Source organism: Cellulosimicrobium sp. TH-20 (genome assembly GCF_002105775.1).
Classification (GTDB): domain Bacteria; phylum Actinomycetota; class Actinomycetes; order Actinomycetales; family Cellulomonadaceae; genus Cellulosimicrobium; species Cellulosimicrobium funkei.
On sequence record NZ_CP020857.1, the window covers coordinates 2,327,312 to 2,348,241 of the forward strand.

Annotated in this window: 21 protein-coding genes; 12 read left to right on the top strand and 9 right to left on the bottom strand. The window is 75.8% G+C overall.

Annotated elements, in window-relative coordinates; genetic code table 11:
• The first annotated feature begins 26 nt into the window (after positions 1-26).
• Positions 27-371 carry a DUF6191 domain-containing protein gene (locus B8281_RS10215; RefSeq protein ID WP_009863042.1) on the top strand — a complete coding sequence of 115 codons (345 nt, stop codon included), beginning with the start codon at positions 27-29 and terminating at the stop codon, positions 369-371.
• A gap of 601 nt (positions 372-972) precedes the next feature.
• Here B8281_RS10215 and B8281_RS10230 read toward each other — a convergent pair.
• The 4 genes from B8281_RS10230 to B8281_RS10245 form a co-directional block, all read right to left on the bottom strand.
• Positions 973-2,124, bottom strand: a complete 1,152-nt coding sequence (locus B8281_RS10230; protein ID WP_085387646.1) for a PLP-dependent aspartate aminotransferase family protein — start codon at positions 2,122-2,124, stop codon at positions 973-975.
• A gap of 152 nt (positions 2,125-2,276) precedes the next feature.
• Positions 2,277-3,461 (bottom strand): acyl-CoA dehydrogenase family protein, encoded by a 1,185-nt coding sequence (locus tag B8281_RS10235; protein ID WP_051028164.1) that lies wholly within the window; start codon positions 3,459-3,461, stop codon positions 2,277-2,279.
• A 107-nt stretch (positions 3,462-3,568) separates the two neighbouring features.
• On the bottom strand, positions 3,569-4,600 hold the full coding sequence (locus B8281_RS10240) for a hemolysin family protein (protein WP_043654869.1): 1,032 nt from the start codon (positions 4,598-4,600) through the stop codon (positions 3,569-3,571).
• Positions 4,597-6,027: a hemolysin family protein gene (locus tag B8281_RS10245; protein WP_081600013.1), complete on the bottom strand. Its 1,431-nt coding sequence runs from the start codon at positions 6,025-6,027 to the stop codon at positions 4,597-4,599. Before B8281_RS10245 ends, B8281_RS10240 begins: the two co-directional genes overlap by 4 nt.
• 242 nt (positions 6,028-6,269) lie before the next feature.
• Here B8281_RS10245 and B8281_RS10250 point away from each other — a divergent pair, with 242 nt between their 5' ends.
• Complete coding sequence (locus tag B8281_RS10250) at positions 6,270-7,439, top strand: D-alanine--D-alanine ligase family protein (RefSeq protein ID WP_085387647.1); 1,170 nt, start codon at positions 6,270-6,272, stop codon at positions 7,437-7,439.
• Positions 7,440-7,484: 45 nt separating this feature from the next.
• Here the strand turns inward: B8281_RS10250 and B8281_RS10255 are convergent, their stop codons facing one another.
• Positions 7,485-8,036: a DUF3515 family protein gene (locus tag B8281_RS10255; protein WP_232322537.1), complete on the bottom strand. Its 552-nt coding sequence runs from the start codon at positions 8,034-8,036 to the stop codon at positions 7,485-7,487.
• Positions 8,037-8,100: 64 nt separating this feature from the next.
• Between B8281_RS10255 and B8281_RS10260 the strand changes: the two genes are divergently transcribed.
• Positions 8,101-9,093 carry a thiamine-phosphate kinase gene (locus B8281_RS10260; RefSeq protein ID WP_085387648.1) on the top strand — a complete coding sequence of 331 codons (993 nt, stop codon included), beginning with the start codon at positions 8,101-8,103 and terminating at the stop codon, positions 9,091-9,093.
• Between the two features lie 9 nt (positions 9,094-9,102).
• On the opposite strand, the gene B8281_RS10265 is transcribed toward B8281_RS10260, so the two are convergent.
• Positions 9,103-9,621, bottom strand: a complete 519-nt coding sequence (locus B8281_RS10265) for a GNAT family N-acetyltransferase (protein ID WP_043654863.1) — start codon at positions 9,619-9,621, stop codon at positions 9,103-9,105.
• Positions 9,622-9,768: 147 nt separating this feature from the next.
• Positions 9,769-9,960: a 50S ribosomal protein L28 gene (gene rpmB, locus B8281_RS10270; RefSeq protein WP_024840757.1), complete on the bottom strand. Its 192-nt coding sequence runs from the start codon at positions 9,958-9,960 to the stop codon at positions 9,769-9,771.
• Between the two features lie 319 nt (positions 9,961-10,279).
• Here rpmB and B8281_RS10275 point away from each other — a divergent pair, with 319 nt between their 5' ends.
• Genes B8281_RS10275 through rsmD form a run of 3 tightly spaced genes read left to right on the top strand, consistent with a single transcriptional unit; the run spans position 10,280 to position 15,042 of the window.
• Positions 10,280-12,115, top strand: coding sequence for a DAK2 domain-containing protein (locus B8281_RS10275; protein ID WP_157446612.1), 1,836 nt, complete (start codon positions 10,280-10,282; stop codon positions 12,113-12,115).
• Complete coding sequence (recG, locus tag B8281_RS10280; RefSeq protein ID WP_085387650.1) at positions 12,112-14,370, top strand: ATP-dependent DNA helicase RecG; 2,259 nt, start codon at positions 12,112-12,114, stop codon at positions 14,368-14,370. The genes B8281_RS10275 and recG overlap by 4 nt, the downstream gene beginning before the upstream one ends.
• 36 nt (positions 14,371-14,406) lie before the next feature.
• Positions 14,407-15,042, top strand: a complete 636-nt coding sequence (rsmD, locus tag B8281_RS10285) for a 16S rRNA (guanine(966)-N(2))-methyltransferase RsmD (protein WP_085387651.1) — start codon at positions 14,407-14,409, stop codon at positions 15,040-15,042.
• A gap of 109 nt (positions 15,043-15,151) precedes the next feature.
• Here rsmD and B8281_RS10290 read toward each other — a convergent pair whose 3' ends face one another.
• Entirely contained in the window at positions 15,152-15,889 is a 738-nt protein-coding gene (locus B8281_RS10290) for a GNAT family N-acetyltransferase (RefSeq protein ID WP_198163049.1), read from the bottom strand.
• Between the two features lie 87 nt (positions 15,890-15,976).
• Here B8281_RS10290 and coaD point away from each other — a divergent pair, with 87 nt between their 5' ends.
• From coaD to mutM, 6 genes are all read left to right on the top strand, one after another.
• A complete protein-coding gene (gene coaD, locus B8281_RS10295) occupies positions 15,977-16,477 on the top strand; it encodes a pantetheine-phosphate adenylyltransferase (protein WP_043656374.1) in 501 nt (166 codons plus the stop codon).
• A gap of 23 nt (positions 16,478-16,500) precedes the next feature.
• Complete coding sequence (locus B8281_RS10300; RefSeq protein ID WP_081600119.1) at positions 16,501-17,085, top strand: hypothetical protein; 585 nt, start codon at positions 16,501-16,503, stop codon at positions 17,083-17,085.
• Positions 17,086-17,365: 280 nt separating this feature from the next.
• On the top strand, positions 17,366-17,884 hold the full coding sequence (locus B8281_RS10305; protein WP_163187270.1) for a DUF177 domain-containing protein: 519 nt from the start codon (positions 17,366-17,368) through the stop codon (positions 17,882-17,884).
• 2 nt (positions 17,885-17,886) lie between these two features.
• Entirely contained in the window at positions 17,887-18,081 is a 195-nt protein-coding gene (rpmF, locus tag B8281_RS10310; RefSeq protein ID WP_021482203.1) for a 50S ribosomal protein L32, read from the top strand.
• A 5-nt stretch (positions 18,082-18,086) separates the two neighbouring features.
• Positions 18,087-18,836, top strand: coding sequence for a ribonuclease III (gene rnc / locus B8281_RS10315; protein WP_051028283.1), 750 nt, complete (start codon positions 18,087-18,089; stop codon positions 18,834-18,836).
• Positions 18,829-19,773, top strand: coding sequence for a bifunctional DNA-formamidopyrimidine glycosylase/DNA-(apurinic or apyrimidinic site) lyase (gene mutM / locus B8281_RS10320; RefSeq protein ID WP_085387653.1), 945 nt, complete (start codon positions 18,829-18,831; stop codon positions 19,771-19,773). The genes rnc and mutM overlap by 8 nt, the downstream gene beginning before the upstream one ends.
• A 16-nt stretch (positions 19,774-19,789) precedes the next feature.
• Here mutM and B8281_RS10325 read toward each other — a convergent pair whose 3' ends face one another.
• Positions 19,790-20,731 (bottom strand): NAD(P)-dependent oxidoreductase, encoded by a 942-nt coding sequence (locus B8281_RS10325; protein WP_085387654.1) that lies wholly within the window; start codon positions 20,729-20,731, stop codon positions 19,790-19,792.
• Positions 20,732-20,930 lie beyond the last annotated feature (199 nt).

Sequence of the window (20,930 nt, forward strand, 5' to 3'; positions counted from 1 at the left end):
GAGGTGGCTGCCGCTACCCTCGGGGGATGCTGCAGGGGATCGGTGGTGCGTCCTTCGCGGTCGCGCTCACGGGACTGGTCGTCGTGGGGATCGTCCGCTTCACCTCCGGTGCGGAGGCGCGTGCCCGGCGCTCCGAGGGCGCGGGCGAGAGCGCGTCGTCCGGCATGTTCGGCGAGATCGTCGAGATCTTCCAGCCGAGCCGGACGCACCTCACCGAGGAGAAGGAACGTCAGCGGCTCGACATCGTGCAGCGTCCGGCGGAGGGCCGACCGTTCGACGTCGACCTGGACGGCGGGGTCTTCTACGTCCCCCGGGAGCAGTCCCGCCGCGACTCCCCGGCACCTGACCCGACGCGGGCTAGGGTGCGGTGACCCACAGGTGGTGGTGCGCGGGCCGTGGCGGCCTGCGCGGAGAGGATCCAGGGCGTGCGTGACGAGCATCTGTTCGGTATCCGCCTGCACCCGGTGGCAGCGAGGACCGACCTCGACCCCGGGGCCCGCGAGATCGGCGTCGTCCACGACGGAGAGCTTCTGGTCGTGGAGCACGAGGACGGGTCGACCTGGGTGCGGGACGTCGCGACGGGCGACTCGTCCCCCTCAACCGCGACCGCGCGGCGACCGAGGGGTTCCTGGAGGCGTTCGCGGAGTACCTGAGCTCCGGACGGCCCGCCCCCGGACCGACGACGATGACGGCCGAGCAGGCCGCGGAGCGTCTGCGTGCCTTCCGTGCGGGGGAGATCCGCCCGCCCTCCCGTCCGTCCGGGCGCAGGGCTCCCTCGCACCGGGCACGGCTGCGGACGCTCCGCACGAGGCTGCGGGCCATCGACCGCGCCGCGACCGGGCCGGGCTCCTGGTGGAGCGGTCCCCTCGAGGAGGCGGAGAACGACCTGCTCTGAGGGGTCGCAGCGTGCGGTGCGGAGCCGGACCGACGCACCCGCCGCCGCGGCACCGCGCGGCCGGGCGGTGGCGCGCGTCAGCCGACCGCGCTGCGCAGCGCCCGGTCCAGGTCGCGCCAGAGGTCCTCGACGTCCTCGACGCCCACCGAGAGCCGCAGCAGGTCCTCCGGGACCGTGCGCGACTCGGTCGCGAACCGGCGTCGGCGCTCGAGGCTCGACTCGACGCCCCCGAGGCTCGTCGCGGGTACCCACAGCCGGACCGCCGCGACGACGGCGTCCGCGCCCGCCGCACCACCCCGCGGGCGCACGCCGAGGATCGAGCCGTACCCGGTCATGAGGCGCGTCGCGCGCTCGTGACCCGGGTCGTCGGGCAGGCTCGGGTGCCGCACCTCGACGACGTCGGGGTGCTCGGCGAGCCGGCGCGCGAGCTCCGCCGCGTTCTGCTGGGACCGCTCGACGCGCAGGGCGAGCGTGCGCAGGCCGCGCAGCGCGAGCCACACCTCGAACGGCCCGGGGATCGAGCCGTGGAGCGTGCGGTAGGCACGCAGCGCCGTCGTGAGCTCCGGCGTGCGCGCGACGGCCGCCCCCAGCACGACGTCGGAGTGCCCGGCGAGGTACTTCGTCACCGAGTGCACGACGACGTCCGCGCCGTGCGCGAGGGGCTGCTGGCCGAGCGGGGTCGCGAACGTGTTGTCGACCGCGGACAGGACCCCGCGCTCGCGCGCCGCCGCGAGGAGGGCGGGAAGGTCGGCGACCTCGAGCATGGGGTTCGTCGGGGACTCGACGAGGAGGAGCGACGCGCCGTCGAGGGCCGCGACGACCTGGTCGGTGTCGGCGACGTCGACGCGCACGACCTCGACGCCGGCCCGTGCCGCGAGGTCGTCCGCGAAGCCGAGCGATACCTGGTAGGCGTGGCGCGGCAGCACGACCTTCCCGCCCGCGGGCACGGCCGAGAACACCGCGGCGATCGCCGCCATCCCGGAGCCGAACACCACGCCGGGGTGCTCCGCGCCCTCGAGCGCGGCGAGCGCCTCCTCGAAGGGGTGCCACGTCTCGGTGTCCATCCGCGTGTACAGGAGCTCGCCCGGCTGCTGGACGCCCTGCGACACGTACGTCGAGGACAGCACGATCGGGGGGGTCACGGGCGCGCCCTGCGACCGCTCGGGGCGTCCCGCGGCGACGGCGACGGTCGCGGGGGACAGGGCGTCGGGGACGTGCGGGTCGCTCATGGCGGCAGCGTACGCCCGGCCGCCCGACGAGTGCCCCGGCCGACCACCCCCTGGCCGGGCGACCAGGCGATCACGGTCGGCCGAGCAGGCCGTCCTGGCTCGTCCTGCGGCCGGGACGAGCCAGAACCACCTGCTCGGCGGCCGGTGGTCCGTCAGGGGAGGGGGCCCAGGAGCGACTGCGCGACGGTCGAGTGGGCGGACTCGTCGTCGGACGGGTGGAAGATCCCGGCGAGGACGTCGCGGTAGAGACGGCCGAGCTCGTTGCCGGCGAAGTAGCTCGAGCCGCCCGCGACCCGCACCATCTGGTCGACGACGGTCTTGGCCGTCTCCGTCGCGCGCACCTTGAGCCCTGCGGTCGCGCGGAACCAGCCCGCGCCGCGGTCGACGAGGGCGTCGAGCTCGGCCGCGACGGTGTCGATCTGCGGCCAGACGGCGTCGAGCGCGAGCGCGGCGTCGGCGAGGCGCCAGCGGACGTCCGGGTCCTCGGAGAGCGGCGCGCCGTCGTTCTTCATCGACGTCCGACGGCGGGCCGCGGCGACGCCGAGCTCGAGCGCACGGTCCGCGATGCCCGTGTACACCGACGCGAGCAGCGTCTCGAACGTCGTGAAGATCCCGACGACGAGGGGGTCCAGCGTCGGGCCTGGCGGCAGCCGCCGGACGACGTGCTCGACGGGGGCGAACGCGCCGTCGAGCACCGTGGAGCGCGACTGCGACGCGCGCATGCCCATCGTGTCCCAGTCGTCGAGCACCTGGACCCCGGCGTCGCGCGACACGAACGCGTGCACGAGGCGCGGGGCGTCGCGCGACTGGGTGTCGAGCCCCAGCACGCCGAGCCGCGTCCACGCGGGCGAGTTCGACGTGAAGATCTTGCGGCCGTGGAACGTGTACCCGCCCCGCTCGTCCGGGCGGGCCTCGGTGCGCGAGCCGAGCAGCACGAGGTCGTTGCCGCCCTCGGAGTACCCGAACCCGAAGACGCCCCCGCGGACGGCGTCCTCGAGCAGCCAGTCGAGCGACGCGTCGCCGCGCAGGTGGAGGTAGCGCGCGACGCCCGTCCACACGTGGTGCATGTTCACGGCGAGCGCCGTCGCGGGGGCGGCACCCGCGAGCCGCGCCTGCTCGTGCGCGACCTCGCGCAGGGTGAGGCCCGCGCCGCCGAACGACTCCGGCACGAGCGCGCGCAGGTACCCGGCCTCGGTGAGCGCCGCGAGGTCCTCGGTGAAGAACGCGTTGTCGCGGTCGTAGCCCGCGGCCCGGCCGCGGATCTGCTCCAGCAGCTCGTCGGAGAGCAGCGTGCGCGGCGTGGGGAACGGGGCGGGTGACGGGACGGGCGTGGGCATGGCCTGCCTTCGGTCTCGGGACGGACGGTGGAGGGGTGGACGGGGAGGGGCCCCGGCGACGTGCGTCGCCGGGGCCCCTCCACCGTACGGCGGCCGGTGGCCGGCCGTCAGCCCACGAGGACGGGCACCGGGTCCTCCGGGTGGGGGAGGATGCGGCGCAGGACGTCCGCGAGCGTCACGACGCCGACGAACCGCTCGCCGTCCATGACGACCGCGAGCTGCTCGCTCGACTCGCGCATGCGCGCGAGCGCGGCGTGCACCGTGGTGCCGGACTCCAGGACGAACCCGGGGCGCGCGAGCTCCTTGGCGAGCCGGTCGTCCGGCTCGAGGAGCGTGTCGCGCACGTGCACGACCTTCGGGACCACGCTCCCGTTCTGGACGAGGATGCGCAGGTGGCCCGAGCGGGCCGACGCGCGTCGCACGTCGGCCGCGGTCGCGTCGGCGGGGACCGACGTGGGCCGGCTCCCGGCCGGCACGAGCGCGTCGACCGTGAGGGTCTCGAGCTCGATCACGCCCGAGATCTGCGCCCGGTATGACGCCTCGAGCGCGCCGACGTTCGCCGAGTGCTCGACCAGGTGCCGCAGGGTCGCGGCGTCCTGCCCGCCACCCTCGACGTTCTCCACCGGCTCGACGCCCACGGCCCGCACGCAGCGGTTCGCGAGCTCGTTGAGCCAGCGCAGGAGCGGGCGGAACGCCCACATGAACCCGCGCATCGGCAGCGCGAGGAGCGTGGCAGACCGCTCGGGGTGGGCGATGGCCCACGACTTCGGTGCCATCTCGCCGACGACGAGGTGCAGGAACGTCACGACGATCAGCGCGAGCACGAAGCCCGCGACGTCGGCGGCCCACAGGGGCGCGCCCCACGTCTCGAAGACGGGCGTGAGCCAGTGGTGGACGGCGGGCTTGGTGATGGCACCGAGCGCGAGCGTGCACGCGGTGATGCCGAGCTGGGCGCCGGCCATGAGGAGCGTGAGCTCGTTCGAGCTGCGCAGCGCGGCGCGCGCGGCGCGGCTCGTGGGGGCGGCGTCCTCGAGGCGGTGCCTCTTGGCGCCGAGGAGCGCGAACTCCACGGCGACGAAGAACGCGCTGAGCGCGATGATCGCGACGGTCGCCGTGACGACGACCCAGGGGTTGCTCATCGGGTCTCCTCCGCGGCGTCGGTCGGGTGCGCAACCTCGCGCGCGGTCGGGTGCACGACGACGTCGACGGGGACGTCGCCCCGCCGCTCGACGAGCCGGACGCGCACGAGACGCGGCACGTGCCGCTCGACCGACAGGACGTCGACGAGGAGGGCGCGGTGCACCGGCTCGTCGTGCACGAGGTCGGCCGGGTCGTCCGGCAGCGGCACCTCGATCTGGTCGCCCGCGCGCGGCAGGGCGCCGTGCTGGGCGATGAGGAGCCCGGAGACCGTCTCGTGGTCGCCGCGGGGCAGGTCGTGCCCGAGGGCGCGCTCCGCCTCGTCGACGTGGACGTCGCCGCCCATGACCCACACGCCGTCCTCCTCGGCCGTGACCGTGGCGGGCTGCTCGGGGTCGTGCTCGTCGGTGATCTCGCCGACGAGCTCCTCGGCGAGGTCCTCGACGGTCAGCACGCCGGTGAAGCCGCCGTACTCGTCGATGACGCACGCGAGCTGGTTGCGCGTGGAGTTGAGCTGCGCGAGGGCGTCCGGGAGCGTCATGGCCGTCGGCAGCACCACGGCCTGGCGCATGAGCGCCGTGACGGGGGCGTCCGCGGGCAGGTCGGTCGCGAGGACGTCGGCGAGCTGGACGACGCCGAGCGGCTGGTCCGTGTCGTCGACCACCGGGTAGCGCGTGTGGGCGCGGGCCATGAGCTCTCGCACCTCGGCGACGGTCGCCTCGGGCCGCACGGTTCCCACGCGCGAGCGCGGGATCATCGCGTGCTCGACGTCGCGCTGCGGGAAGTCCAGCACGCGGTCGAGGAGCACGGACAACTCGTCGGTCAGGTTCCCGCTCTCGCGCGAGTCGGCCACGATGTGCTCGAGGTCGCGCGCGGTCGCGGTGTTGTCGACGTCGTGGACGGGCTCGATCCTGAGCATCCGCAGCAGCGCGTTGGACGCCTTGTCGAACACCGCGATGAGCCAGCCGAACACCGTGAGGTACGCCGACGTCGAGCGTGCCAGACCCTTCGCGAGCGGCTCGGGCCGCGCGATGGCGAGGTTCTTGGGGAACAGCTCGCCGAAGAGCATCTGGATGATCGTCGACAGCACGAGCGCCAGGACGGTGCCCACCGCGACGCCGACACCCGTCGGGACGCCGACGCCGCCGAGCATGGTGCCGAGCGACTGCCCGATGAGGGGCTCGGCCACGTAGCCGACGAGCAGGCCCGTCACCGTGATGCCGAGCTGCGCGCCGGACAGGACGAAGGAGGTGCGCCGGGTCACGGCGAGCGCGCGCCGGGCCGACTCGTCGCCGGCCTCCGCCTTGGCCCCCAGCCGGGAGCGGTCGACGGTCATGTAGGCGAACTCCTGCGCGACGAAGTAGGCCGTCGCCGCCGTGATCGCGAGGACCACGAGGAGCCCGAGGAGGAGGGAGAGGAAGGTCGTCATCGTGCCCGCACCGCCCTGCGGTCGACGGGGACGCGTGGGTGCGTCCGCTCGCTGCCGGGGCCGGTGCGGCCGGGACTATGGTCGGGGTCGTCGGCCGCGGGGGCCTCGAGAGTCGTGTCTTCCACGGCACTCCCAACGCCGGAGCCTCCCGGATCGTTCCCGGGATCTCGCGGGGATGCTCGCCGGGATCTCGCACCGGCGCGCGTCCGCGCGCGAGCAGGCGTCCGGTAGGGTCGTCCGCGATGTCCAGCCAGAGCCCCGACCGGTCCGTGCCGTCCACCGACGAGCACCCCACCGGCGCCCCCCGCAAGCCCCGCGTCCTCGTGCTGTTCGGCGGGCGCTCGGGCGAGCACGCCATCTCCGCCGCGACCGCCGCGGGCGTCCTGCGCGCCATCGACCGGACGCGCTACGACGTCGTCCCGGTCGGGATCACGCCGTCGGGCGAGTGGGTCCTCGCGGCCGACGAGCCGTCGCGCTGGGAGATCACGGCAGGCCGGCTGCCGCAGGTCGAGCCGACGGGCGAGGAGGTCATCCTCCCGCTGTCGACCGGGCGCCGGGACCTGCGCGTGCTCACACCCGGCGAGGTGCCGCGCGTGCTCGGCGAGGTGGACGTCGTCTTCCCGCTCCTGCACGGCCCCTACGGCGAGGACGGCACCCTCCAGGGCATGCTCGAGCTCTCCGACGTGCGCTACGTGGGCGCGGGCGTCCTCGCCTCGGCGGTCGGCATGGACAAGCACTTCATGAAGCTCGTGCTCGCGGGCGAGGGCCTGCCGATCGCGCCGTACACCGTCGTCAAGCCGGGAGCGTTCGAGCGCGACCCGGAGACGGTGACGCAGGCGGTGGCCGCGCTCGGCCTGCCCGTCTTCGTCAAGCCCGCGCGCGCCGGGTCGAGCCTCGGCATCTCCAAGGTCGACGACCTCGCCGACCTGCCCGCGGCGATCGCGGCGGCGCAGGAGCACGACCCGAAGGTCGTCGTCGAGGCGGGCGTCGTCGGTCGCGAGATCGAGTGCGCCGTCCTCGGCGGGCGCGGTGGAGCGCGGCCGCGCGCGTCCCTGCCGGGGGAGATCGTCGTCACGGGCGAGCAGCACGACTTCTACGACTTCGAGGCCAAGTACCTCGACGAGGCCGGGGTGGAGCTGTCGTGCCCGGCGGACCTCCCGGAGCACCTCGTCGAGCGCGTGCGCGAGATCGCCGTGCGCACGTTCGAGGCGGTCGGCGCGGAGGGCCTCTCGCGCGTCGACGTGTTCGTCACGCCCGACGAGCGGGTCGTCGTCAACGAGATCAACACCATGCCGGGCTTCACGCCGTTCTCGATGTACCCCCGCATGTGGGAGAAGTCGGGGCTCAGCTACCCCGACCTCATCGACGAGCTCGTCGCGCTCGCGCTCGAGCGGCCCACCGGCCTGCGCTGACCGCGCGGGCGACGGGCCGGGGGCGGCCCCGGGACGGGCACCGGCTCAGCCGACGTCGCCCACCCCGACGCACGCGCGCGTCTGCGGGACCTCCATGACCGCGCGGCCCAGGTCCGCGATGAACGACGTCGAGTGTCCCTCCGTCACGGCGGGCGGGACGACGACCTGTACAGCGGGGTCGCGCCCGTAGGTGGTGAACGTCCACGTGCCCTCGTCCTCGACGACGAGCCAGTCGACGCTGCCCCCCTCGGACACGACGCTCTGGCACGCCGTGGTCGTGGGCCCGGGCACCTCGACGCCGCACCGCAGCGTCACCGCGGCGCCCGGCTCGCCCCAGGCGGCCGTGGCCTGGCTCGTCGTGCCGACCTTCGGCAGGTCCTCGCCCAGCGAGTCAGGCAGCGCGAGCACGACGTCCGCGCACAGCGGGTTCTGGGCGTCGTCCGCCACGGGGACGCCGATGCGCGGCGCGCACGCGGCGGTCGCGGCCACGACGCCCAGGAGCGCGGGGACGGCCAGGGCGCGGACGAGCCGGCGCCGGGACGGCCGGGACGACCCGGGGCGGGCGGAGGGGGAGCGGGGAGGGACGACGTCGAGCACGCGACCACCGTAGCGGCCCGCGACGGGTGCCCGTGACCGCCCGGGCGGCGACTAGGGTGGCCGCGTGAGCGAGACGCCCCTGCTGGTCCGCGACGTGCCCGAGGAGGCGCTCCTCGCCCGGATCTTTCCCCTGCTGCCCACGGCCCCCTCGACGCTCGTCGGGCCGGGGGACGACTGCGCGGTCGTCGCCGCGCCCGACGGCCGCTACGTCGTGTCCACCGACGTCCTCGTCGAGGACCGGCACTTCCGCCGGCGCTGGTCGACGGGCTACGACGTCGGCCGCCGCGCCGCCGTGCAGAACCTCGCCGACGTCGTGTCCATGGGCGCGCGCCCCGCGGCGCTCGTCGTCTCGCTCGTCATGCCGGGCGACCTGCCGGTCGACTGGGTCACCGGGTTCGCGCGCGGGCTGGCCGACGCGTGCACCCCGCTCGGTGCCGCGGTCGTGGGCGGCGACCTGTCCGGAGGGGACCAGGTCGTGGTCGCCGTGACCGTCCACGGGGACCTGGAGGGTCGCGAGCCTGTGCTGCGGGGCGGGGCCCGGGCGGGTGACGTCGTCGCGCTCGCGGGGACGCTCGGGCGGTCCGCCGCGGGTCTCGCGCTGCTCGACGCCGGTCGCGCGGACGTCGACGACGCGCTCGTCGCCGCCTACCTGCGTCCCGACCCGCCGCTCGCCGCGGGCCCGGTCGCGGCCGACGCCGGGGCCACGGCGATGATGGACGTCTCGGACGGCCTGCTGCGGGACGCGGGGCGGGTCGCGCGGGCCAGCGGCGTCGTCGTGGACCTGGACCCGGGCGCGCTCGACGCCGACCGTGCCCGGCTGCGGGACGCGGGCGCCGCGCTCGCGGGCGAGGGCGACGGGGCGGAGCTCGTCGACGGGTGGGTCCTGTCCGGGGGAGAGGACCACGGTCTGCTCGCCACGTTCCCCGCGGCGGCACCGCTCCCGGCCGGGTTCCGGCGGCTCGGCACGGTGCGTCCCGCGGGCGACGACGGCGCGGGCGTGCGCCTGGACGGCGCGGTGCCGCGCCCGTCGTCGGGGTGGGACCACTTCCGCGCCTGAGCGCGGGCGTCAGCTCCGGCGGCGGTAGCGGACGGCGGTGAGGTCCTTGCCGCCGATGTCGTCGCGGCGCTCGACCCCGTCGGGGCTGAACCCGTGCCGACGGTAGAACCGGCGCGCGCGCTCGGCGTCCTCGAGGACCCAGAGCGTGACGGTGGTGCCGGGGCCCACCTCGCCGAGCATGGTGCGCATGAGGTCGCGCGCGACGCCGCGGCCCCAGGACTCGGGGTCGAGGTAGATGGCGTAGATCTCGAGGTCCCCGGGCTCGGCGTCCTCGTCGCGACCGGGGCCGAGGGTGGCGAAGCCGATGGTGCGGCCGTCGGCGTCGGCGAGCCAGGTGCGCGCCCCGGCGGTGCCGAGGCTCTGGACCCAGTGCTTCTCACGCTGGTCGTGGTCGAGCGAGGCGAGGTACTCGTCCGGCACGATGCCGGCGTACGCGCCGCGCCACGACGCGATGTGCACGGCCGCGATGGCGCGCGCGTCCGCGGGGCCGGCCGGGCGGATCGTTACCTCGCTCAGTTCCGTCACCATGGACAAAGACTGCCACCCGGGCGGGGATACACCAAGCCCGTTTGTCCGGATCCTCAGGAGAACTTCGGAGCTCGGGCGTCCGGAGGCACAGACGACGAGAGCGCCCGCCGGGGACCGGCGGGCGCTCTCGTGGAGGAGTCGCGCGACTCAGGCGGGGCGGGTGACCTTGCCGGCCTTGAGGCACGAGGTGCACACGTTGAGGCGCTTGGGCGTCCCCGCGACCACGGCGCGCACGCGCTGGATGTTCGGGTTCCAGCGGCGCTTCGTGCGGATGTGGGAGTGCGAGATGCTGTGCCCGAAGCCCGGGCCCTTGCCGCAGACGTCGCAGTTGGCAGCCACGGTTTCTCCTGATCGTCGTGCACGTCGCGCACGCAGCGGCGACGTCCTGAATGGTCTGTAGGGTGTCCGGCCCGGTGTCCCTCGGCGGCTCCTCGACGACGTCGAGGGCGCGCGAAGCACCCGGGCAACCTCGTCAGGGTAGCCGATCCGATGCCCTCAGCTCAAACCGGGTCCGCGTCGCGCGGATCACGCCGGACCCGGGGCGGCTCGCCCCACGACCGGGGGCCGCGTTGACTACCGTGGTCCCGACGACCGCCGGGTCGTCCGACCCGTCGCGCGCGGCCGGGCCGTCCCCCAGCGTACGAGGAGCCGTCCCGACGTGAGCCCCGGAGCCGACGTGGTCGACGCCGCCGTCGTCGTCGCGTGGGGTCGTGGCGGTGTCCACGCCCTCGCCCAGGCGCGTGCGTCGCTCGACCGCGTGAACGTATTCCCCGTGGCCGACGCGGACACCGGCACGAACATGTACCTCACGCTGCTCGACGCCGTGCGGGCGCTGCCCGCGGGCACGGCGGACGCCGCGGGCCCAGCGGGCGGGGCGGGCGACGTGCTCGTGCGTCTCGCGCGCGGGGCGCTCGTCGGGGCGCGAGGCAACTCCGGCGTCATCCTCAGCGAGTACCTGCGCGGGCTCGCGCTCGAGCTCGCCGAGCACCGGACGGTCTCGGGGGCGGCGCTCGCCGTCGGCCTGGACCGCGCCGCGCGCACGGCGCGGGGTGCCGTCGCGCGCCCGGCGCCGGGCACGATCCTCACCGCGGCGGACGCGGCGGCCCGCGCGGCCGCGGACGTGGTCACGGACGGCGACCCCTCGCCCGGTGCCGTCGCCGCGGCGGCGCGGGACGGCGCCCGTGCCGCGGCGCTGCGCAGCACCGACGAGCTCGACGCGCTGGCACGGGCGCAGGTGCTCGACGCCGGGGCCCTCGGCCTCGTGCTCGTGCTCGGCGCGCTCGTCGCGGCGCTCGACGAGCGGACCGGCGGACCGGACCGCACGCAGATCGACGAGCCGGGCCGCGGGACCGTCGACGCGCGCCTCGACGAGCCCGGCGCGGCGCCGGAGACCCCCGCGCCGGTCGTGTCGGAGGTGCTGGGCATGATGTCCGGCATGGCGCCGGTCACCGGGTCGTCCGCGGGGGCGGCGTCGGGGACCGAGGCCGCGCACGAGGGGGGCGAGTTCGAGGTGATGTACGTGGTCGACCTGCCGGGCGGTGCCCTCGGCGACGCCGTGGGCGCGTCGACGGGACCGGGGGAGCGGCTGCGGTCCGACCTGTCCCGGATCGGGGACTCCGTGGTGGTCGTCGGCGGCGCGGGCGAGGACGGGTCGGGGCTGTGGCAGGCGCACGTCCACACCGACGACCCGATGGCGGCGGTCGTGGCCGGACGGGCGGTGCTCGCCGACGCCCAGGGCCGCGCGTCGCGGGAGGGAGCGGGGGCGCTCGTCGCGCTGCGGCAGGTCCGCGTGCGCCACCTGCCGGGGGCGCACGGGCACGGCCACCTTCCGGAAGCGGCGGGCATCACGGCGGACGGCGGCCCGTCGGACGAGCCGGGGCTCGTCGCCGTGACCAGCGCACCGGGGCTCGTCGCGGACCTCGCGCGCGCGGGCGCCGTCGTGCTCCTGCGCGACGAGCCCGGTGCGCCCGACCTCGCGGCGCTGCACCGCGTCGCCGTCGACGCGCGCGCGGCGCACGTCGTCGTGCTGCCCGGCGGCCACCTTCCCGAGCGGGACGTCGCGACGCTCCGCGCGGCCCTGCGCGAGGACGGCGTCGAGTCGCTCGAGGTGCTCGCGGCGCCGACGGACCTGCACGTGACGGTCGCGCTCGCCGCCGCCCAGCTGGTCGACGGCCCCGGGCGGGTGGACGCCGTGCGGTCCGCGCTCGCCACGGTGCGGACGTCCCGGGCGTCGGCGGCCGGGACGGACGACCCCGAGGCCGCGCGCCGGCTCGTCGGGCTGCTGGAGGGCCTGCTCGAGCGTCCCGCCGAGGTCGTCACGGTCCTCGCGGACGACGACGTCCCCCTCCCGGCGCTCGACGCGCTCGCCCCCGCGGCCGCCCGCGCCGGGGCCGAGCTCGTGCTCCTGCGCTCGGGCCGGGACGGCGGCACGATCGCGCTCGCCGCGGAGGGCGCCGTCGTCCACCACGGCACGGACGAGGCGGTGGGCGCATGACGGACCGGCTGGCCGAGCCGCTGACCCGCGCCGTCGGGACGCGCAGCGCGGGGCCGCTCGCGAAGCTCGGCCTCGAGACCGTGGGCGACCTGCTGCGCCACTACCCGCGCCGCTACGGCGACCCCGGCCGTCTCACGGACCTCGGCGGGCTCGCCCTCGGCGAGCACGTGACGATCGTCGCCCAGGTCCGCAGCGCGACCGTCCGACGCATGCGCAACCGCGCGGGCGCCATCCTCGAGGCGATCGTGACGGACGGCCCGCAGCAGCTCTCCCTCACGTTCTTCGCCAAGAGCCCCAACGTGCTGCGCTACCACGAGCAGCGGCTCGCGCCGGGTCGGCACGGCCTGTTCACGGGCGTCGTCGGCCTCTACCGGGGCACGCGCCAGCTCACGCACCCCGACTACAAGATCATCGGCATGGACGACGACGCCGAGGACGCCGAGAGCGCCGTCCTCGAGGCGAGCAGGCCGATCCCCATCTACCCCGCGAGCGGGAGCATCCCGAGCTGGAAGATCCAGCCCGCCGTGCGGACCGTCCTCGACCCGCTGCGCGAGGAGGACGTCCCCGACCCGCTGCCCGACGCCGTCCGCGAGCGGCGCGGGCTCGGGACCCGGCTCGAGGCGCTGCGCGACGTCCACGAGCCGTACGACGAGAAGCAGTGGCGCCGCGGTCGCGACCGGCTGCGGTACGAGGAGGCGTTCGTCCTCCAGGCCGCGCTCGCGCAGCGGCGTGCCCGGGCCGCCGCCGAGCCCGCGACCGCACGCCCGCCCCGGCCGGAGGGCGAGCCGGGCATCCTCGCGGACTTCGACGCGGCGCTGCCGTTCACGCTCACGCAGGGACAGCGCGAGGTGGGCCGGGAGATCGCCGACGACCTCGCGCTCGCGCGCCCCATGCAGCGGCTCCTCCAGGGCGAGGTCGGCTCCGGCAAGACCGTCGTCGCGCTGCGCGCGATGCTCCAGGTGATCGACGCCGGCGGCCAGGCGGCGCTCCTCGCGCCCACCGAGGTGCTCGCCGCGCAGCACGCCCGGACCCTGCGGGCGCTCCTCGGGCCGCTCGCCGAGGGCGGGTTCCTCGGGGGCGCCGAGCACGGGACGCGCGTCGCGCTCCTCACCGGCTCGCTCGGCGCCGCGGCGCGCAAGGAGGCCCTGCTCGACGCCGCGAGCGGCGCGGCGGGGATCGTCGTGGGCACGCACGCGCTGCTCTCCGAGAACGTGCAGTTCGCCGACCTCGGGCTCGTGGTCGTCGACGAGCAGCACCGGTTCGGCGTCGAGCAGCGCGACGCGCTGCGGGCGAAGGCGCGCACCTCCCCGCACCTGCTGGTCATGACGGCGACGCCGATCCCGCGCACCGTCGCGATGACCGTGTTCGGCGACCTCGAGACGTCGTCGCTCACGGAGATCCCCGCCGGGCGGTCGGGCATCACGACGCACGTCGTGCCCGCCGGGAACCCGACCTGGATGGAGCGGACGTGGGCGCGCGTGCGCGAGGAGGTCGACGCCGGGCACCGTGCGTACGTGGTGTGCGCCCGCATCCACCCGGACGAGCCGGACGCCGACGCGGGCGCGACGGGGGACGACGACTTCGACGACGTCCCGGACTTCCTGCTCGACCCCGAGGCGCCCGACGCCGTCGAGCGGGCGCCGTTGCGCGCCGTGCTGGAGGTCGCGGAGGAGCTGCGCGCCCACCCGCGGCTCGCCGGGCTGACGGTCGGCGTGCTGCACGGCCAGATGCCGCCGGCCGAGAAGGACGCGGTGATGGCCGACTTCGCGTCGGGGGCGGTCCAGGTGCTCGTCTCCACGACGGTCGTCGAGGTCGGCGTCGACGTCCCGGAGGCCACGGCGATGGTCGTGCTCGACGCGGACCGGTTCGGCATCTCCCAGCTCCACCAGCTCCGCGGGCGCGTCGGGCGCGGGTCGGCCGCCGGGCTGTGCCTGCTCGTGTCCACCGCGCAGCCGGGCACGCCCGCCGCGACGCGCGTCGAGACGCTCGCGCGCACGACGGACGGGTTCGAGCTCGCCACCGTCGACCTCGAGCTGCGCAGCGAGGGCGACGTCCTGGGCGCCGCCCAGTCCGGGCGCGCGAGCTCCCTGCGGCTCCTGCGCGTCGTCAAGGACGCGGACGTCATCGAGACCGCGCGGGCGGACGCGGCGGAGGTCGTCGCGCAGGACCCGGAGCTCGCGGACCACCCGGCGCTCGCCGCCGCGATCCGCGAGCAGCTCGACCCCGAGCGCGAGGAGTTCCTCGAGCGTGCGTGACGGCGGGGCGCCGCGGCGTCTGCGTAGGGTGGGCGCGTGACGAGGATCGTGGCGGGAACAGTCGGTGGGCGCACGCTGCAGGTCCCGCCCCGCGGCACGCGACCGACGAGCGAGCGCGTGCGGGAGGCGATCTTCTCCCGGCTCGAGCACCTCGGCGTCGTCGACGACGCGCGCGTCCTCGACCTCTACGCGGGCTCCGGCGCGCTCGGCCTCGAGGCGGCGAGCCGCGGCGCGGCCGACGTCACGCTCGTCGACTCCGCGCGGGTCGCGGCCGACGTCGCCCGACGCAACGTCGCCGCCCTCGGCCTGTCGAACGTGCACGTCGTCGCGCAGCCGGCCGAGGCGTTCGTCGCCGGCGTGGCGGCGGCCACGGCGCAGCGGTCGGCGGCCGGGGACGCGGCCGGGGCGCCGGTCCCGGGGCGTGCCGGCCACGGCCCCTTCCACCTCGTGCTCGTGGACCCGCCCTACGACGTGACGGCCGAGGCGCTCGAGCGCGTCCTCGCGCACCTCGCCGTGCCCGGCGTGCTGGACCCGGCCGCCGTCGTCGTCGTCGAGCGCTCGACGCGCACGCCCGAGCCGACGTGGCCCGCCGGCTGGGAGCTCGTCGCGCACAAGGACTACGGCGAGACCGCGGTGTTCTTCGTCGGCCCGGAGCTCCCCGACGACGCATAGCCCGTCGACCAGGTGGTTCTGGCTCGTCCGGGTCGGTTGACGCACCCGGACCGCCTGCTCGGCCTGCCGGGGCTGCCTGGTCGGTGGGGGCGTCCGCAGGACCGGAGGGTCAGGCCGTCGGGGCTCGGGTCTCGGCCGGGGCGAGGGTGCCGACGGGCACGGTCGCGAGGGCGGCGGGGTCGTCGGGGTCGACGACGCGGATGCGGTCCCCGCCCGCGGCGTCGAGCAGGCGGCGGGTCGCGGCGTCGTCGGCGAGCGTGCCCTCGCTCTCGTGGAGGTTCTCCGCGAGGAAGGCGCGCAGCGGCGCGGCCGGGACGTCGTCCTCGGCGGCGTGCGGACCGAGGGGGAACGACACGAGGAGGAGCGCGGGCACGCGCTCGCCGCCCGGGCCGTCGCCGGGCTGGAAGTAGGGGAGTGCCAGGACACGCGCCCCGAGGCGCGCGTAGAACCGGAGCCGCGCGACCGGGTCGCCGTGGGCCTCGCTGCCGGTGTGGTGCGCGGGGTGCTCGACCTCGCCCACGACGACGAGCGGGTCGAGCGCGCGCCAGTCGTCGAGCGCGGTGGTGACGAGACGGCGGCCCACGCCGCCGCCCCGGCGTCCGGGGGCGATCGCGAGGTAGAGCACGAGGAGGACGCGCGCGTCGGCGAACCACTCGCCGACGACGCCGGCGACGACGCGGCCCTCCTCGACCACGCCGAGGCTGCGCAGCCGCCCGCTCGCGTGGGCGTCGAGCAGCTCCTGCTCGTCGACGAGCTCGGCGGGCGGGAACGACGGCACGAGGACGTCGCGGTGCAGCGAGCGCAGCAGCGCGGGGTCGGTGAGCGGGACGACGGCGGGGGTGGTCACGTCGACCATCGTCGCGCCCGACGCCGGTCGGCGCGCGCCCGGCCGCGCCGCCCGGGTCCGGCGGCCCCCGTGTACTACCGTGACGAGGTGACCACAGCCGTCTGTCCCGGGTCGTTCGACCCGATCACCCTGGGCCACCTCGACATCGTGCGCCGTGCGCGCGCCCTCTTCGACGAGGTCGTCGTCGGCGTCGCGCGGAACGCGTCGAAGTCGGCGCTCCTGAGCGTCGACGAGCGCGTGGACCTCGCGCGGTCCGCGGTGCGGGACGCGGGGCTGGACGGCGTCCGGGTCGAGGTCGTGCCGGGGCTGCTCGTCGACTTCTGCCGCGACGTCGGTGCGACGGCGGTGGTCAAGGGCCTGCGCGGCGGTGCCGACTTCGACGCGGAGCTGCCGATGGCGCTCATGAACCGGCACCTCGCGGGGGTCGAGACGGTGTTCGTCGCGGGCGACGCGGCGCTCCTGCACGTCGCGTCGTCGCTCGTGAAGGACATCGCGCGGTACGGGGGACCGGTGGACGACCTCGTCCCGCCGGGGGTGGGCGACGCCGTCCGGGCGGCGCTGGCACGGACGCAGGGGACCGGCAGGTGAGCACGACGGGAAGGACCGGGTACGTGAGCGAGCAGCAGGGCCGACGGCCGACGCACGAGGACCGCGCGGGCGAGGAGGCGCAGGTCGGGTTGAACGCGATCCTCGACGACCTCACGCACCTCGTCGAGTCGGCGCGCACGATGCCGATGTCCGCGTCGGTGCTGGTGCACAAGGGCGACGCCTTGGCGCTCCTGGACGAGCTGCGGGGCGCGCTGCCGGAGCAGCTCGCGCACGCGGACGAGGTGCTCGCGCAGGCGGACGCCGTGCTCGAGGACGCGCACCGGCAGGCGGAGGAGATCCTCACGACGGCGCGCGCCCGGGCGATCGAGCTCGTGCAGACGGAGCAGGTGGTGGTCCAGGCGGAGGCGCGCGCCCGCGACATCGTCGACGAGGCGCAGGAGGCGGCTGCCGTGCTGCAGCGCGACGCCGACGACTACTGCGACCGGCGGCTCGCGGACTTCGAGGTCGACCTCGGCAAGCTCCTCGCGCAGGTCCAGGCAGGCCGGGCGAAGCTCGCGGACCGGCTCGGCGACCGCTTCGGCGACGCCGACGAGTCGCCGTTCCCGGCGACGATGCGCGAGCGCGGCGGGGAGCGCGCGGCCCGCTGACGGGCGTGCCGGTCGCCGGGCGCGACCACCGTCGTGGTCGCCACCGCGAAGGTGGCGACCACAGCGTCGGGTGACGTAAGATCGATGTTTGGCTCGTCGCGTCACGCGTCGACCCGTGCCTGGCAGCCGCCGTCGAGCGGTCGCCGGCCCCCGACCATCGTTGACCACCGTCCGCGGGCGCCCACGCCTGCGGGCTCCGATCCTGGAGCGCACCATCACCGCCGAGAAGACGTCGCCGCTCGTGCTCGACACGCACGAGCTCGGTCGGCGACCCGGGAGCATGCTGACGGTCCGCCGGACCGTCCCCGCGCCGGCCGACCTCGGGACCGCCGTCATCGGCATCCCCGAGGGCAGCGAGCTCGAGCTCGACCTGCGTCTCGAGGCCGTCATGGAGGGCGTGCTCGTCTCCGGGACGGTGACGGGGCGCGCGGTCGGGGAGTGCGTGCGCTGCCTCGACACGGTGCACGAGGACGTCTCGGTCGAGCTCGGCGAGCTGTTCGCCTACCCGGAGCGCGCGAAGGCCGCCGAGGAGTCGGGCGACGACCTGGAGGACGCCGAGGACGTCTACGAGCTGGACGGCGACCTCGCGGACATCGAGCCCGCGCTACGGGATTCGGTCGTCACTGCACTACCATTCAGTCCGGTGTGCCGAGCGGACTGCCCGGGGCTGTGCTCCGAGTGCGGTGCGCGCCTGGCGGACGACCCGGGCCACACCCACGAACTTGTCGACCCTCGGTGGTCGGCGCTGGAGAGCATGTTCGACACCTCGAACGTGTCCGACGAGACGAAAGAGAGCTAGCCGTGGCTGTTCCGAAGCGCAAGATGTCGCGCAGCAACACCCGTGCGCGTCGTTCGCAGTGGAAGACGACCGCCGCGAACCTCACCACCTGCCCGCAGTGCAAGGGCGACAAGCTGTCGCACGCGGCGTGCCCGACGTGCGGTACCTACAAGGGCCGCCAGTACGCCGAGGCGCTGCGCACCGAGCACGCAGGCTGAGGCGCGTGGCACCGGCTGCACCGGCATCCGGTCTTCTCGAGAAGCTCGGGGTCCATCTGGACCCCGAGCTTCTCGTGCTTGCGCTCACGCACCGGTCGTTCGCGCACGAGAACGGCGGCATCCCCACGAACGAGCGTCTCGAGTTCCTCGGTGACACCGTCCTGGGCCTCGTCGTCACGGAGACCCTCTACCGCCGCCACCCCGACCTGTCCGAGGGCGAGCTCGCCAAGATGCGGGCCGCGACCGTCTCGCAGAAGTCGCTCGCCGCGATCGCGCGCCGGCTCGGCCTGGGGCAGTACGTGCTGCTCGGCAAGGGCGAGATCCGCACGCGCGGCAACGACAAGGACTCGATCCTCTCCGACACGGTCGAGGCGATCATCGGCGCGGTCTACCTGAGCCACGGCCTGGAGCCGGCCCGCGGGCTCGTGCTCGGGCTCGTCGAGCCGACGCTGTCGGCGGCGGCGGGTCTGGGTGCCGGGCTCGACTGGAAGACGTCGCTCCAGGAGGCCGCGGCCGCGGCCGGGCTGAGCGCGCCGTCGTACTCGAGCGACGCCGTCGGACCGGACCACGCGCGGGTCTTCACGTCGTACGTGCACCTCGACGGCCGCCTCTACGGCACGGGCAGCGGGACGGCGAAGAAGTACGCCGAGCAGGAGGCCGCGGAGCGTGCGTACCGCGCGCTCGCGGCGGAGCAGGCCGAGCGCGAGGCGGCGTCCGCGGCCTCGCCGGTCGCGGCCGAGGACGCCGGTGCCTGAGCTGCCCGAGGTCGAGACCGTCCGTGACGGTCTCGCCCGCCACGTCGTGGGCGCCCGCGTCGTCGACGTGGAGGTGCTGCGCGACTACAGCGTGCGGCGCCACGAGGGCGGGCCGGCGGGCTTCCGCGACGAGCTGCTCGGCCAGAGGCTCGGTGCCGCGGTGCGCCGCGGCAAGTTCCTCTGGCTCCCGCTCGAGCCCGCCGCCGGGTCCGTCGACGGCCCCGCCGCCGCCCTGCTGGCCCACCTCGGGATGTCGGGCCAGCTCCTCGTCCGCTCCGGCGTCGCGCTCGCCGACCGCTCGCCGCACCTGCGGGTGCGCGTCGTGCTGGAGCACGACGACCGCACCGCCTACGGTGCGCAGGCGCTCGACTTCGTCGACCAGCGCACGTTTGGGCACCTGTCCGTCCAGGACCTCGTCCCGACGCCCGACGGAGCCCCCGGCGGCCTCGGTTCCGACCTCGCCGCGGTCCCGGCGCCGGTCGCGCACATCGGCCGGGACCTGCTCGACCCGTCGCTGCGGCGCGACGACGTGGTGGACGCGATCCGGCGTCGTCGGACGGGCGTCAAGCGCGCGCTGCTCGACCAGACCGTCGTGTCCGGGGTCGGCAACATCTACGCGGACGAGGCGCTGTGGCGCGCCCGGCTGCACTACGCCCGCGCGACGGACACGCTGCGCCGTCCCGAGGCGCACCGTCTGCTCGACGCGGCGGCCGAGGTCATGACCGAGGCCCTCGCGCAGGGCGGCACGAGCTTCGACGCGCTGTACGTCAACGTGAACGGGCAGTCCGGCTACTTCTCGCGGTCGCTCGCCGTGTACGGGCAGGAGGGCGAGCCGTGCCCCCGGTGCGGCACGCCCGTCCGGCGCGACGAGTTCATGAACCGCTCGTCGTACACGTGCCCGCGGTGCCAGCCGCGCCCCCGCAACGGCCGCTGGTAGACCCCGGAAGCGCCCCTCAGCGGGGGACGACGTTGCGGAGCTCGCGGCCCGCGCGGAGCGCGTCGAGGTTGGCGTTGACGAGCTCGGACGCGCGCTGGGGCCGGTTGCCCGCGACGTGCGGCGTGAGGACCAGGCGCGGCGCGTCCCACAGGGGTGACTCCGCGGGCAGGGGCTCGGACCCGGTGACGTCGAGCGCGGCGCCGCCGAGGCGCCCGTCGTGCAGCGCGGCGACGAGCGCGTCCTCGTCGACCGTGGCGCCGCGGCCGACGTTGACGAAGACCGCGTGGTCGGGGAGCTGGTCGATCCGCGCGGCGTCGAACGCGTGCCGCGTCGTGTCGAGGGCGGGCAGGAGCGAGACGAGCACGTCGGTCGAGGCGAGCACGTCGGGGAGGTCGTCGTCGGTCACGACGGGAAAGCCGTCCCGCTCGCCGCGGCGGCTCGCGACGCCCGTCACGTCGGCGCCGAGCGCCGCGAGCAGCGGCGCGAGCCGGGCGGCGATCGAGCCGAAGCCCCACACGGTCACGCGTGCGCCGTCGAGCGTGTAGCGCGCGGCCGTCGCCGGGTCCGCCTGCGCCTGGTTCACCGCGGTGTCCCACCGGTGCTCGCGCTGCGCCGCCCCGAGCACGTCGAGCCGGCGCACGACGGCGAGGACCAGCGCGAGCGCGTGCTCGGCGACGGGGCCGTCGTGCAGGGACCGGCCCGAGGTGATCGTCACGTCCGGCCCGAACCCGGCCGCGAGCACGGCGTCGGGGCCCGCGGCGAGCGTCTGGACCCAGCGCAGGCGCGGGAGCCGCGCCGCGGCGTCGGCGAGGTTCTCCGCGGAGCTGCCCCACACCACGAGCACCTCGGCGTCGGCGTCCTCGGGGCGGATCGGGGCCGCGCCGTCGTACACGACGACCTCGTCGTCCGGGCCCGCGTGCACGTCGAGGGCGATGGTGCCGGGCACGAGGATCTTCACCGCTGCTCCTGAGGGTCGTCCGTGGTGTCGTCACGGCCCTCGCGCTGCGCGGGACGGGCCGCCTCGCGAACGTATCACCGCGTCCGAGCCGCCACCGAGCCGCCACCGAGCCGCCACCGAGCCGCCCTCGCGCCACCTCTGAGCAGGCCCGGCGCCGACCCGCGCGGGTGCGGCGCCCGGTCCGCGCCCCCGGCAGAGC

What these genes read in the sequence shown, in the direction of transcription:
- B8281_RS10250 (WP_085387647.1), top strand. Translation starts at nt 6,270, where the DNA reads ATGTCCAGCCAGAGCCCCGACCGGTCCGTGCCGTCCACCGACGAGCAC.
- recG (WP_085387650.1), top strand. Translation starts at nt 12,112, where the DNA reads ATGACGGACCGGCTGGCCGAGCCGCTGACCCGCGCCGTCGGGACGCGC.
- B8281_RS10245 (WP_081600013.1), bottom strand. Translation starts at nt 6,027, where the DNA reads ATGACGACCTTCCTCTCCCTCCTCCTCGGGCTCCTCGTGGTCCTCGCG.
- B8281_RS10215 (WP_009863042.1), top strand. Translation starts at nt 27, where the DNA reads ATGCTGCAGGGGATCGGTGGTGCGTCCTTCGCGGTCGCGCTCACGGGA.
- B8281_RS10230 (WP_085387646.1), bottom strand. Translation starts at nt 2,124, where the DNA reads ATGAGCGACCCGCACGTCCCCGACGCCCTGTCCCCCGCGACCGTCGCC.
- B8281_RS10240 (WP_043654869.1), bottom strand. Translation starts at nt 4,600, where the DNA reads ATGAGCAACCCCTGGGTCGTCGTCACGGCGACCGTCGCGATCATCGCG.
- B8281_RS10265 (WP_043654863.1), bottom strand. Translation starts at nt 9,621, where the DNA reads ATGGTGACGGAACTGAGCGAGGTAACGATCCGCCCGGCCGGCCCCGCG.
- B8281_RS10235 (WP_051028164.1), bottom strand. Translation starts at nt 3,461, where the DNA reads ATGCCCACGCCCGTCCCGTCACCCGCCCCGTTCCCCACGCCGCGCACG.
- B8281_RS10305 (WP_163187270.1), top strand. Translation starts at nt 17,366, where the DNA reads ATGCTGACGGTCCGCCGGACCGTCCCCGCGCCGGCCGACCTCGGGACC.